The organism is Ramlibacter sp. WS9 (genome assembly GCF_003797765.1).
Taxonomy (GTDB): Bacteria; Pseudomonadota; Gammaproteobacteria; order Burkholderiales; family Burkholderiaceae_C; genus Ramlibacter.
Genome location: NZ_RKMB01000038.1, coordinates 31680 through 43782 on the forward strand (window position 1 = coordinate 31680; position 12103 = coordinate 43782).

Below are 12103 nucleotides of genomic sequence, written 5' to 3' on the forward strand. Positions count from 1 at the left end.
AGGAACAAAATGAAGCCCCCGCGCTCACATTCGTTCGCTGCCCCCCGAGGGGGTGCAAGTCTGCCTAGAGGCGGCTCGTCGGCGGACTTGGCTATGGCCGTCAGTCAAGGCAGGGACAACTACCCTCGCATGCACGCGGGCTTTCGCTGGCAGGTTCCCGAGTACTTCAACATCGCGCAGGTCTGCTGCAAGCACTGGGCCGAGCGGGCCGATGCGATCGAGCGCACAGCGATTCGGGCGCACGGCGTCAAGTCGGGCGCCGAATACCTCTCGTACCTCGAACTGCAGATGCGCGCGGACGCGCTCAGCCATGTGCTTGCCGGCCTGGGCGTGCAGCGGGGCGATCGCGTGGCTGTGGTCATGCCGCAGCGCTTCGAAACGGCGGTCGCGTACATGGCGATCTTTCAGTTGGGGGCGGTGGCCATGCCGCTGTCGATGCTGTTCGGCCCGGAGGCGCTGGAATACCGCCTGCAAGACAGCGAAGCCGGCGTTGCCATCTGCGACGAGAGCTCCATTGCCAATGTGCAGGCAGTGCGCGCGCAATGCCCCGCGCTGCGCATCCTCATCGGCGTGGGTGAAGCCGCCGCACAGGCGGACCTGGGCTATGAGCTCGAACTGGCGCGTCAGCGCACCGGGTTCACGCCCGTGCAGACAAAGGCCGACGAAGGCGCGGTGCTGATCTACACCAGCGGCACCACCGGCCCGCCGAAGGGCGCACTGATCCCGCACCGCGCGTTGATCGGCAACCTGCCGGGCTTCGTGTGCAGCCAGAACTGGTTCGGCTTCGACGGCAAGAAGAACAAGGACACAAGCGCCATCTTTTGGTCGCCGGCCGACTGGGCATGGACCGGCGGCCTGATGGACGCGCTCTTGCCGACGCTCTATTTCGGCCGCTCCATCGTCGCGTACAACGGGCGCTTCAGCCCCGAGCTGGCCTTCACGCTGATGCAGGAACATGGCGTCACGCACACGTTCCTCTTTCCCACGGCGCTCAAGGCGATGATGAAGGCTTACCCCGAGCCGGAAAAGCAGTTCACCCTGAAGCTGCAGGCCATGATGAGCGCGGGCGAGGCCGTGGGCGACGCAGTCTTCGCATACTGCCGCGAGCACCTGGGCGTGACGGTGAACGAGATGTTCGGGCAGACGGAAATAAATTACGTCGTCGGCAACTGTTCGATGAACGGCCGGACCGGTGGCGGCATGGGTTGGCCCGCCAAACCCGGCAGCATGGGGCGGGGCTATCCGGGTCATCGTGTTGCCGTGATCGATGAAGAGGGCAACGAATGCGCAGTAGGCGTCCCGGGTGACGTGGCCGTGAACCGTTTCGACGTGCATGGCGATCCCGACCCGATCTTCTTTCTCGGCTACTGGAAGAACGACGCCGCCACGCGCAACAAGTACACAGGCGACTGGTGCCGCACCGGCGACCTCGCCACGCGCGACGAAGACGGCTATCTCTGGTACCAGGGCCGCGCCGACGATGTGTTCAAGGCCGCGGGTTACCGCATCGGGCCGAGCGAAATCGAGAACTGCCTGGTCAAGCATCCGGCGGTGATCAACGCTGCCGTGGTTCCCAAGCCGGACAAGGAGCGCGGCGCGCTCGTCAAGGCGTTCGTGGTGCTGGCGCCGGATTTCGTCGCCATGCGCGCGAGCGGCGTCCCCGGCGACTTCGATGCGCAGCTGATCGCGCAGCTGCAGGCGCACGTGAAGGGCAAGCTCGCGCCGTACGAATACCCGAAAGAGATCGAGTTCATCGATGCATTGCCGATGACGACCACGGGCAAGGTGCAGCGCCGTGTTCTGCGGTTGCAGGAAGAGGAACGCGCGAAGTTGCAATAGGCTGTCATGGCGGGCTTGACTCGCAATCCATGACCCCGAATTCAGGCGTTCGTTGAACCTCGCGGCAAAGCTGTGCGTGGGCGGGCTGCGGCGCGATGGCTACGGCGTTCGGCTTCAGTGCTTCGCACCTCCAGCCGAATCCCTTGCGCCGGGAGACCCCGCGACCCGCGCGAAAAAACTTCCTGCGCTTTGCTCCGGTCAAACAGTTTTCGCGAGCATGAGACGGTCGCACGGCTGAAGCCGTGCTGGGTCGCGGAGTCACCCGCCGCAAGCGCCTGGGCTTTATTCGCGCCGCAGCCCGCCCACGCACAGCTTCGCAAACCATCGAGGCGCGCCACCGGTGGCGTGCCAACGCTTCACGGGTCCACCAACACATCGGCGCGCCACCGCTGGCACGCCACCCTGTCACTGCAACGCCGTGCATGGCCGGGCCGCGGCGCGAATAAAGCACAGGCGCCCGCGGTGGGCCGCAAGACCGTTCAGCGCGGGGACTCCGGCAGGAGCTTGCGATGAGCAAGCGATGCCGGACGCCGTAGCCATCGCGCCGCGGCCCGGCCATGCACGGCGTTGCCGCGAGGTCTCAGAGCGCAACTTCTACGTGTACCGCACTTGGGCAGCTCTCGCATCCCCCTACCCGTTCGATCTTGCGTTCCAGGAAAGGGGTGGCCTGCTCCTCGAGGACAACGATCGACGGGCCTTCAGGCATGTCTCGGGGCGGACGCGCTGCGATGGGAAATCGATTATTCTGCGCAGTTCTTTCAGCCCCCGCAGTCATTTCTTCCATGCAAAAAGTACAACTCGGCCATAGCGACCTGCGCGTCACACCCATCTGCCTGGGCACGATGACGTTCGGCGAGCAGGTGGGCGAAGCCACGGCCCACACGATCCTGTCGCGCTCTATGGAGCGGGGCGTGAACTTCATCGACACGGCCGAGATGTATGCTGTGCCTGCTCGCGCTGAAACCTTCGGCGCCACGGAAACGATCATCGGCAACTGGTTCGCGAAGAACCCGGGCGCCCGCGAAAAGCTCGTGGTCGCCACCAAGGTCGCCGGCCCGTCGCGGGGCATGCCCTGGGTGCGAGAGGGCGGCGGCCTGACCGCGCAGGACATCGCGGCCTCGTGCGAGGGTTCGCTCAAGCGCCTGAAGACGGACGTGATCGATCTGTACCAGATCCACTGGCCTGAGCGCAACGTGCCCATGTTCGGCCAGATGTACTACAACCCGGCCCACGAGCGCACACAGACTTCGATCCACGAGCAGCTCGAAGCGCTGGGCGGCCTGGTGAAGCAGGGCAAGATTCGCTACATCGGCTTGTCGAACGAGAGCCCCTTCGGCGTGCATGAATTCGTGCGCTTGGCCGAGCAGCACGGACTCCCGCGCGTGGCAACGGTGCAGAACGTCTACAACCTGCTCAGCCGCGCGGTGGACAACGGGCTCGACGAAACGATGCACCGCCTCAACGTATCGCTGATCCCGTATTCGCCGCTGGCGTTCGGCCTGCTCACCGGGAAATACGACGAGCCGGGCATCGACGGGCCCAACACGCCGCGCGATGCGCGCATCGGCAAGTTCGAGTCGGTGCGCAAACAGCGCTGGGGCCGCCCCGAGTCGCTGGCCGCCGCGCGCCGCTACAACGCGCTGGCCCGCGCCAACGGCATGACGCCGACGCAGATGGCGCTGGCTTGGTGCTACACCCGGTGGGTGTGCGCCAGCACGATCATCGGTGTGACGACTGTCGCCCAGCTCGACGAGGACCTGGACGCGTGGGGCACGAAACTGTCCCCCGAAGTGCTGGCGGCAATCGACAAGATTCGCTGGGAAATCAGGGATCCGGCGATTTAAGGGCGATGGCCAAGAAGGACCACATCAGCGAAACCCCCGCCACCGCCTTCCTCAAGGCGAACAGGGTGGTGTTCACCGAGCATCCGTACGAATACCTCGAGCACGGGGGCGCCCAGCACAGCGCGCAGGTGCTCGGCTTCGACCCGTTCACCGTGGTGAAGACGCTGGTGATGGAGGATGAAAAGGCCCGCCCGCTCATCGTGCTGATGCACGGCAACCGCAAGGTGTCGACCAAGAACCTGGCGCGCCAGATCGGCGCGAAGTCGGTCGAGCCCTGCAAGCCGGAAGTGGCGAATCGCCACAGCGGCTACCTGGTGGGCGGCACCTCGCCCTTCGGCACGCGCAAGGAAATGCCAGTCTACGTTGAGGGAACGATCCTGGCGTTGCCGCGCATCGCCATCAATGGCGGCCGGCGAGGCTACCTGGTGGGAATCGACCCGCAGGTGTGCGTCCAGTTGCTCGGCGCGAAGCCGGTGAACTGCGCGCTGGCAGAATAGGCGCTCTCCACGGAGCCCCGCCTTGCAAACTCTCTACTCGATCCTGGCCATCGTGGCCGCCTACCTCGTCGGCTCGTTGTCTTTTGCGGTGATCGTCAGCCGCGCCATGGGCTTGCAGGACCCGCGCACCTTCGGCAGCAAGAACCCCGGCGCGACGAACGTGCTGCGTTCCGGCAGCAAGGCGGCCGCCATCGTCACGCTGCTGCTCGACGCGTTGAAAGGCCTGCTGCCGGTGCTGGCCGTGAAATGGTTCGGGGGAGGCTACGGGCTCGGGGACGGTACGATGGCGCTGGTAGGCCTGGCCGCGTTTCTCGGCCATCTCTGGCCGGTGTTCTTCAAGTTCAAGGGCGGCAAGGGCGTGGCCACCTTCATCGGCGTGGTGTTCGGCATCCACTTGCTGCTGGGCGTGGCGACCGGCGCCACCTGGCTGATCATCGCGTTCTTCTTCCGCTATTCGTCGCTCGCGTCCCTCATTTCGGCGGCGTTCGCTCCGGCGTACTACCTGATGGGCGACAAGATTCAGTGGTATGCAGAGGCCAGCGTCGCCCTCGTGCTCGCCGCCATGGGCATGCTGCTCGCATGGCGGCACCGCGAGAACATCTCGCGGCTGCTCAAGGGGACGGAGTCGAGGCTGGGTGGCGCCAAGAAGGCCTAAAAAATCGGCAACCGGCCTTCGCATGAAACTTCGCTCGGCCTGGAACAGCCGCCTGGTCGTACTGGCAACCGCCTTGTCTTGCGCCTTTGCTTCGGCCCTGGCCCAGCCATTGTCCGTCCAGCAACAGGACGTCTTGCGCAAGGGCCGCCAGCCCGCAAGCGGGCAACCCGTTCAGGACGCGATTCGTCTAGCCGCAAAACTTGGGGCTGCGAACAACTATGACGCGATCCCTTTCCTGATCGAATTGGGCGACCCGTTCCTATTCAATAACTTCACCAACGCCTTTACCGGGCCTACGACTGCGCAGCTCGCGCCGATCATCGTCAAGAACCGCAACCATCCCGTGCTCAGCGTGGACGTCGTGCGCCTCGTTCGCGACTATCAGTCCACGGAGTTGTTCAATGTATTTCTGTCCGATATCGCCAACCCTGTGTCGATGACGACAGGCACGTCGCCCCAGGCGAACGCGTCGAACTATTTGCAGATAGTGTGTGCAATCACGCGCACGCGGTTGCCGGACATCGAGCCCGAGCTGACTGCCGTGCTTTCACGTGTGGTACCCCACCATCGGGGCTGCATCGCGAAGTTTCTGGTCAGCCGCAGATACCTCCCGGCAGAGGGCGCGCTCATCGATTGGTTGTCTCTCAGTTCGATTGGGGAGTTGCGCAACGTTGCACCCGTCGTCCTTGGCTTGGGCACTCAATCGGCACTTGACGCTGCCGTACGCCGGCTGGTCGAGCTCCGCTTCCTTTCGCCCAACGCGGAGCGGTACCGCCACGAGAGTCTGGCGACCCTGATCGAGGCGATCGGATTCGCGTCCCCTCGAGCAAAGCTCAACCGTTCGCTGCTCACCGCTCGGACGATCGAGGAATTTGCGCCGGAGCACCGGTCCAAGATCGCCTTGATGGTGAAGTCGCGCGAGCGGTTCGAAAGGATGGCCGAAGAACTGACGCCCGACAATTTCGTCTACTGGGCTTCCAGGCCCGACGCGCTTGACGAATTGAAGAGCTTTATTGCGCGTGGCGCCGCAATCGATGCGGCAGACAAATCGGGCAACACGCCGCTGGCTGCGGCAACGCGGCACTTGAACGTACAGGCCGTCGCGACCTTGTTGGAGCGCGGGGCCAATGCGGATGTGCGGGGCGAATACGGCTTGACACCGCTACAACTTCTGTCGCGGCGCAACGAATCCCCCGGCGCTGAAGCACTCGCCTTGGAAATCGCCAAGCTCCTGGTTTCCAAGCGCGCGGCACTGTCACATGCAGACTCAAACGGAATGACTGCCCTACACCTGGCGGCTGACGCACGGTTCAGGCCAATGGTTGTTTTCCTTGTGGAGAGCGGCGCAGAAATCAACGCACAAGCCACGGCAGACGGGCTAACCGGGCTCACTTCCACGCTGATAGCCTCCGATCGGGACGATGCCGGAACGGAGACTTTCTTGCGATCCAAGGGAGGAACGGTGAATCGCGGTTTCGTCATTCGCCGAGCAGCACGCCGCGCCGCGGCCATGCTCCTCGTTCCGTTCGCGGGCGCCCACTAGCCCCGCGGGGCGCCTATTCAGCGCTTGCCTTCAGCGGCTGCCTTTTCCTTGCCGGTGGTCACGTCCACGGTGGGAACGGTAACCTGCTTTTCTTCGGTCTTGACCGTGGGAACCTTGACGGTGGCCTCGGTCGAGCCGACCTTCACGTCGGGCGTGGTCACGTCGTACTTCGGCACGGTGACGTTGCCTTCCTGGGTCTTGGTGACTTCGTACTTCGGCGCCGTCACATCGCCCGATTGGGTCTTCTTGACGTCGCAGCCTGCGAGGCCCAGCGCGCCGATGGAGATGATGGCCGTGGCCAGAATGGTTTTGTGCATGAGGTGCTCCCGTGTTGATGAAGATCATGCGCGGTCCCGGCTTTCGGCCTGGGGTAGCGCTGAATGAAATTCTGGGCGGGGCCTAGCAGCGCAGCTGTAGGAATGGCGCCCCATCGCCTGTACGGCCGCAACCCGGCGTCTTGCGGGCCGCTGGCTCTACCGTTCGATCAGTAGCCGAGTGACGAGGGGAGGCTCTTCGCCGATGTGAAAGGCCCCCTTGCGGTCGCGCAGTTGCACGTCGGCGGCGGTCACCCGGTCGAAGCGGCGCAGGTGTTCGGTCCACGACTCGTCCGTGATCTGCTCGACAAATCGCGCGGGATCATAAAGATCGCGCAGCACCTGCCAATCCAGCGCACCCTGCCTCATCCGGCTGCGCCGGCTCTCCTGCATCAGCGCCAGGAACTCGTCTGCACGGGCCGGGTCGATGCGGTATTCGATGTTCACCTGGATGCGGCCCGACGCCGGCGGCGCCTCGGCTTGCGGCACCTTGAACACGTGCGAGGGCGTCAGGTCTTCCTCGATGCCGCGGTCGGCCACCAGCCGCTGGGCCAGCGCCATCAGCACCACGCTGGATACCGAGGCGATAGCCAAGCTTTCGTGGATGTTGGTCCAATTGGCCACCTGGCCCCACAGCGCGGCGCCCGCGGCGGTGGAGCCCATCAGCGCCATCTGGTAGATCGACATGCCGCGGGCCCGCACCCAATCGGGCAGGGCCATTTGCGCGGCCACGGTGAGCGAGTTCGCCACCGCGATCCATGCCATGCCGGCGAAGAACATCGCGGGCACCGCCACATAGATGTTGGGCGCGAACGCGACCACCGCGGCGGCGACCGCCTGCACGGTGGTGCCGGTGAAGAGCAGGCGTTGCAGCGGCAGCAGCGCGCGGATGCGCGGCATCTGCAGCGCCGCGATGATCGCCCCCGAGCCCATGGCGGCCAGCAGGACGGTAAACGTGCCGGCCGCGCCGCCGGGCAGGCTGCGCGCAAGCAGGGGCAGCAGCGCCAGCAGCGCCGTCGAATGCAGGAAGAAGAGGGCGATGCGCAGCAGCACCGCGCGCATGCGGCTGGACTGCCACACGAACTGCACGCCCACGCGGATCGCACTGCCCAGCCGCTCCCGGCCCAGCGGGCTTTCCTTGTGCACGCGGCGCCAGCGCATGATGGTGAAGCCCGCCGCCAGGGAGAGCACGGCGTTCAGCACGAACACCCAGGCGCTGCCGGCGCTGGCGATGATGGCACCGGCGACCAGGGGACCGATGATGCGCGACGCGTTCATCGCCACGCCGTTCAGCGCCAGCGCGGCGGGCAGCTGCGGGCGCGGCACCAGCTCGGGCACGATGGCGGCGAACACCGGCCAGCGCATCGCCAGGCCCACGCCATTGGCGAAGACCAGCACCAGCAAGAGGGGCGCGGTCATCCAGTCCAGCAGGATGACGACACACAGCACCGTCGCGATGGCCGCGACCCAGAACTGCGTCACCATGAAGTAGCGGCGCCGGTCCAGGATGTCCGCGAGCGCCCCGCTGGGCAGGCCCAGCAGGAACACCGGCAGCGTGCCCGCCGACTGCACCAGCGCCACCCACAGTGGGGACGGCGCCAGCGACGTCATCAGCCAGGCCGCCGCCACGTCGTTCATCCACATCGTCGTGTTGGCCGCCATCCAGGTCAGCCATAGCATGCGAAACACCGGGCTGCGCAGAGGCGCGAAGGCCGAGAGGGAGTTGTCGGAGGGGCGCGCCGTGGCGCCTTCGGGGTCGCGTTCCGGCACTAGTAGCGACGCTCCAACACCATCTGGTCGGCGTCGCGCTTCATCTGGAAGCGGTTGAGAAAGCTGTTGCCGAGCAGCAGGAAGGGCATGGGCTGCGGCGCGACGATGGCTTCGACATCGAACACCTCCACGTCGCCGACCCGCACCGACGCGAGCCGGATGCGCCAGGCCGGCGCGTTGCCGTTGGCGGTACTCACCATGCCTCTTTCGCCGGTCTTGTAGTCCAGGCCCAGGCGCTCGGCGTCGGAAACGCCCATCGACACAGCCGTCGCACCCGTGTCGACCATGAAGTTCACGGCCCGCCCGTTGATCGCGCCTTGCGCCATGAAGTGCCCGCCGCTGCCCACCGGCAGTACGATGCGGCTGCTGCGGACGGTGCCGCCATTGCCGCCCACGCTGGCGGGCGCATCGCCGATCCGCAGGGTGTGCCGCTTGCCTTCGATCTCGACCACTGCCTGGTCACCTGCGGTGGAAACGACCTTGACGCCCTGGTGCGTCTCGCCCGGTGCGACGGACTTGGGGGCCGAGCCGTTCACGATCAGCAAGGCCCTGTTGCCCAGCATGCCTTGCAGCGCGACGGAATCCGCGAAAGCGGCAGTCGTAGCCAACGAAACAGCGAGCGCCAGCACGACATTCGTGGGCCACCGCGGAACCGGCTTTGCCGGGCCGCTGGTGGCGCCCCCCTGGGGGGGAGGTGGCCGCAGGCCACTTCGGGGGGGAATCATCAATCCCTGAAGTTGTTGAAGGAGATGGGGACGTCCGTGATGTCTTTTCTCAGCAGCGCCATGGCCGCCTGCAGGTCGTCGCGCTTGGCGCCGGTGATGCGCACCGCGTCGCCCTGGATCGCGGCCTGCACCTTGAGCTTGCTGTCCTTGACCAGCCGCGTGATCTTCTTGGCCTGCTCGGTCTCGATGCCGTTGCGCACCTTGAGCACCTGCTTGACCTTGTCGCCGCCGATCTTCTGCACGTCCCCCTTGTCGAGGAAGCGCACGTCGACGCTGCGCTTGGTCAGCTTGTTGGTGAGGATGTCCTCCACCTGCGTGAGCTGGAATTCGGCGTCGCCGAACATCGTGATTTCCTTGTCCTTCAGCTCGATCGCGGCGGAGGTGCCCTTGAAGTCGAAGCGCGTGCCGATTTCCTTGGCGGCATTCTCAACGGCATTCTTCACCTCCACCATGTTCGGTTCGCAGACGGTATCGAAAGACGGCATCGTGTTTTCCCTTTTTTGGCGACGGGCCGCCCCTAGGCAAAAAGCGCCCCCTCGGGGGGCAGCGAAGCGTGGGGGCTCGTATTCCTGGACCTTGATGCGACAATTCTCCCATGATCGTGGAGCAAAACGTACCCCTGCAGGCGCACAACACCTTCGGCATCGTTGCCAAGGCCCGCGCGCTGGTCCGGGTGCATGGCGAAGCCGACGTGCTGCAGCTGATGGCCGACCCTGAACACGGCCATGTGCCCAAGTTCGTCCTGGGCGGCGGCAGCAACATCGTCCTGACTGGCGACGTCAAGCCGCTCGTTCTCAAGATCGAGGTACCGGGCCGGCGCGTGGTCGAAGACGGCCCGCGCTTCACCGTGCTGGAGGCCGGTGCCGGCGAGAACTGGCACGACTTCGTCACCTGGACGCTCGACCAGGGCCACGCCGGCCTGGAAAACCTGGCGCTCATCCCCGGCACCGTCGGCGCTGCGCCGGTGCAGAACGTCGGCGCTTACGGGGTCGAACTGCAGGATCGCTTCGAGTCGCTCGACGCGATTGACCTCGTCACCGGCAAAATCTTCACACTGGACGCGGCGCAGTGCGCCTTCGGCTACCGCGACTCGGTGTTCAAGCACGTGCCCGCGAAAGAGGGGGATTTCGGCCTGGGCGGCCGCGCGTTGATCCTGCGCGTGCGCTTTCGCCTGCCCAAACCCTGGAAGCCGGTGCTGGGCTACGCGGACTTGCAGCGCAAGATCCAGGAAACCGGCATTGCCAACCCTTCCCCACGGCAGATCTACGACTGGGTTTGCGCCGTGCGCACCGTCAAACTGCCCGACCCGCGCGTGATCGGCAACGCGGGCAGCTTCTTCAAGAACCCCACGGTTTCGCCCGACCAGTGCCAGGACATCATCGCGCGCGAGCCGAACATCGTGCACTACCCCATGCCAGACGGTTCCGTGAAGCTCGCGGCCGGTTGGCTGATCGACGCCTGCGGCTGGAAGGGCAAGTCGGTCGGCAACGCGGGCGTCTACGAAAAGCAGGCGCTGGTGTTGGTCAACCGCGGTGGTGCGACCGGCGGCGAGGTGGTGACGCTGGCCCGCGCGATCCAGACCAGCGTGTACGAGCGTTTCGGCATCCGGCTGGAGCCGGAGCCGGTGGTGGTCTGAGCGGCCCCGGGCTGCCGGCGCCGCCCGTTCGTCAGGCGGGGCGCTCGTTGTCGCGCAGGAGGCCGTAGTCCTTGTCGCTGAACAGGACCCAGAGCGCCAGCACCAGAACAGCCGCGCCCACCAGTATCGCGTTGGATCTGGCGGCCTCCAGCGCCGCGAAATTCAGCACCCAGGGCGACACGGCCAGCCACACGCCCAATGCGACTTCCGTCCACTCTTCCCAGGCCTGGGGCAGGAAGACGGCGCCCAGTGCCAAGGCGGCAAGCGCGATGCCCACCACGACGAAGTTGGACATGACCGTGCTTTCGTTCTGGAAACCGAGCAGCCACGGCGAAACGATCAACCAGACGCCGAGCAGCACGCTGACCGGGTCCTGCCAATGCTTCAACTGCTTCATATCGACCTCCTTTCAGGTTGACAGTCAGTTGGATCGGCGGCCTGAAATTTTGTTCCGCGCCGCCCCAGGGTGTCGTCTAGGATTGGCGAACGAGGAGGGGTTCCGATGGCGGCCTGGTACCGTTTCGCGCTGCGCCACGCGGCGTGGTTCAAGTGGTTGTTGTTCCTTGGCTGGGCCGTGGCCCTGGCTGGCGCTTTTACCGGTGCCTGGCGGGTACGGGGCAGTTGGCTGGGACTCATCTTTGCGTCGGCCGTCGCGGCCTTGCTGGTCGCGGGCTGGGCGCGCTGGCAGCGCGACCGCCACATCCGCGAAGCGCCACTGCCGCAATTCCTCAAGCGCAAGCTGCGCCAGACCTATCCCCAGTTGAGTATCAAGGACGCCGAACTGGTGGAGCGCGGCCTGCGGCAGTTCTTCATGGCGTGTCACCGGAGCCCGAGGCGGTTCGTCGCGATGCCGTCCCGCGCCGTCGACGCCATGTGGCACGAGTTCATCCTGCACACCCAGGCCTACCGTGACTGGTGCGACCTGGCCCTCGGGCGCTTCCTGCACCACACGCCGGCCGAGGCCCTGGGCACGAAGGCCACGCACAACGACGGGCTGCGTCGGGCGTGGTTCTGGTGCTGTAAGGACGAGGCCATCAACCCCCGCTTGCCGTCACGCCTTCCCCTGCTGTTCGCGCTGGACGGCAAGCTGGAGATCGCCAATGGCTTTCGCTACGTGCCCGACTGCCACGACATTGCGCGCAAGAACGAGCAGGGCGGCGACGCCACGGCCGGTGCCTACTGCGGCACCAGCTTCTCGGACGGCTCCGCGAGCGGGGATGCCGGTGACTTCGGCGGCGCCGAATCCTCGTCAAGCGATGGTGGCGGGGACGGCGGTGGCG

Annotated in this window: 12 protein-coding genes; 7 read left to right on the forward strand and 5 right to left on the reverse strand. The window is 65.7% G+C overall.

The features are described 5' to 3' along the window. Positions 1 to 93 precede the first annotated feature (93 nt). The 5 genes from EEB15_RS30260 to EEB15_RS30280 all read left to right on the forward strand — a co-directional run bounded on the left by EEB15_RS30260 (position 94) and on the right by EEB15_RS30280 (position 6378). Positions 94 to 1839 (forward strand): acyl-CoA synthetase, encoded by a 1746-nt coding sequence (locus EEB15_RS30260; protein ID WP_233259686.1) that lies wholly within the window; start codon positions 94 to 96, stop codon positions 1837 to 1839. Positions 1840 to 2621: 782 nt separating this feature from the next. Continuing rightward, on the forward strand, positions 2622 to 3683 hold the full coding sequence (locus EEB15_RS30265) for an aldo/keto reductase (protein ID WP_141513706.1): 1062 nt from the start codon (positions 2622 to 2624) through the stop codon (positions 3681 to 3683). Positions 3684 to 3688: 5 nt separating this feature from the next. Next, positions 3689 to 4180: an aminoacyl-tRNA deacylase gene (locus EEB15_RS30270; RefSeq protein WP_141513707.1), complete on the forward strand. Its 492-nt coding sequence runs from the start codon at positions 3689 to 3691 to the stop codon at positions 4178 to 4180. A 22-nt stretch (positions 4181 to 4202) separates the two neighbouring features. Further along, on the forward strand, positions 4203 to 4835 hold the full coding sequence (gene plsY, locus EEB15_RS30275; protein WP_141513708.1) for a glycerol-3-phosphate 1-O-acyltransferase PlsY: 633 nt from the start codon (positions 4203 to 4205) through the stop codon (positions 4833 to 4835). A gap of 22 nt (positions 4836 to 4857) precedes the next feature. Continuing rightward, positions 4858 to 6378, forward strand: coding sequence for an ankyrin repeat domain-containing protein (locus EEB15_RS30280; RefSeq protein WP_141513709.1), 1521 nt, complete (start codon positions 4858 to 4860; stop codon positions 6376 to 6378). A gap of 17 nt (positions 6379 to 6395) precedes the next feature. Here the strand turns inward: EEB15_RS30280 and EEB15_RS30285 are convergent, their stop codons facing one another. From EEB15_RS30285 to EEB15_RS30300, 4 genes are all read right to left on the reverse strand, one after another. Then, on the reverse strand, positions 6396 to 6695 hold the full coding sequence (locus tag EEB15_RS30285) for a hypothetical protein (protein WP_141513710.1): 300 nt from the start codon (positions 6693 to 6695) through the stop codon (positions 6396 to 6398). 156 nt (positions 6696 to 6851) lie between these two features. Then, the gene (locus EEB15_RS30290; protein ID WP_233259687.1) at positions 6852 to 8372 is read right to left on the reverse strand and encodes an MFS transporter; all 1521 of its coding nucleotides are present in this window, start codon (positions 8370 to 8372) and stop codon (positions 6852 to 6854) included. An 89-nt stretch (positions 8373 to 8461) separates the two neighbouring features. After that, positions 8462 to 9025 carry a TIGR02281 family clan AA aspartic protease gene (locus EEB15_RS30295; protein WP_141513712.1) on the reverse strand — a complete coding sequence of 188 codons (564 nt, stop codon included), beginning with the start codon at positions 9023 to 9025 and terminating at the stop codon, positions 8462 to 8464. Positions 9026 to 9186: 161 nt separating this feature from the next. Continuing rightward, a complete protein-coding gene (locus EEB15_RS30300; RefSeq protein WP_141513713.1) occupies positions 9187 to 9672 on the reverse strand; it encodes a YajQ family cyclic di-GMP-binding protein in 486 nt (161 codons plus the stop codon). Between the two features lie 110 nt (positions 9673 to 9782). Here EEB15_RS30300 and murB point away from each other — a divergent pair, with 110 nt between their 5' ends. Continuing rightward, positions 9783 to 10823 carry a UDP-N-acetylmuramate dehydrogenase gene (gene murB / locus EEB15_RS30305; RefSeq protein WP_141513714.1) on the forward strand — a complete coding sequence of 347 codons (1041 nt, stop codon included), beginning with the start codon at positions 9783 to 9785 and terminating at the stop codon, positions 10821 to 10823. 31 nt (positions 10824 to 10854) lie between these two features. Here the strand turns inward: murB and EEB15_RS30310 are convergent, their stop codons facing one another. Further along, the gene (locus EEB15_RS30310) at positions 10855 to 11220 is read right to left on the reverse strand and encodes an SPW repeat protein (protein ID WP_141513715.1); all 366 of its coding nucleotides are present in this window, start codon (positions 11218 to 11220) and stop codon (positions 10855 to 10857) included. A 105-nt stretch (positions 11221 to 11325) separates the two neighbouring features. Here EEB15_RS30310 and EEB15_RS30315 point away from each other — a divergent pair. After that, on the forward strand, positions 11326 to 12103 hold a 778-nt coding region (locus EEB15_RS30315), incomplete at its 3' end, for a hypothetical protein (RefSeq protein WP_141513716.1).